The organism is Bradyrhizobium diversitatis, from assembly GCF_016031635.1.
Lineage (GTDB): Bacteria > Pseudomonadota > Alphaproteobacteria > Rhizobiales > Xanthobacteraceae > Bradyrhizobium > Bradyrhizobium diversitatis.
Map to the genome: position 1 here is coordinate 1 of NZ_JACEGD010000127.1, position 614 is coordinate 614.

A 614-nucleotide genomic window follows, 5' to 3' on the forward strand; every position below is an offset into this window, starting at 1 on the left:
CTGCGGAATCATCGAACAGGCGTGCTGGCAACTCCCAGTAGGAATTGACCACCACGGTCTTGGCGCGGGTCGAATACTGGAACGGCTTTGAGCCTTCGGCCTCGAAGTCCGGAACGGTCGTCTCGTCGGCGCGGAAGAACAGGCCGGCGCGCAGGGACAGCGCGAAATTGACGCCGTCGGCGGAGATGCCGTAGCCCGAGAACATCTTGCGGATGGTGACGGGGCCGAAATCGGCGAACAGGTCGATCAGGAATTCGCGGTCCATGGGCACGCTCTCTCGTGCCCCGGACGCAGCGCATCGTTACACGCTGCGCTGCTGAGCCGAGGCCCAGTCCCTCTGCGACGGGAAGTATAGCGTGGGTCCCGGCTCTGCGCAGCAGCGCCATAGCGCGTCGAAGACGCGCGTAAACGCGCTTATGGCGCTGCAGCGCGTCCGGGACACGAGACGGGAGAGTTGGGCTAATTACCCGTCGATCTTGGCGGGACGCAGCTCGACCGATTCGCCGCAGCCGCAGGCGGAGACCTGGTTGGGATTGTTGAAGACGAACTGCGCCTGCATCTTGTCGGCCTTGTAGTCCATCTCGGTGCCGAGCAGGAACAGCACGGCCTTGGGA

At 64.0% G+C, this 614-nt stretch carries 2 protein-coding genes; both read right to left on the minus strand.

Going from position 1 to position 614, the window contains the following annotated elements; all coding sequences use genetic code 11:
* On the minus strand, window positions 1–265 hold a 265-nt coding region (locus H1B27_RS39745; protein ID WP_197969571.1), incomplete at its 3' end, for a TfoX/Sxy family protein.
* Window positions 266–463: 198 nt separating this feature from the next.
* On the minus strand, window positions 464–614 hold a 151-nt coding region (locus H1B27_RS40735), incomplete at its 5' end, for an iron-sulfur cluster assembly accessory protein (protein ID WP_512699753.1).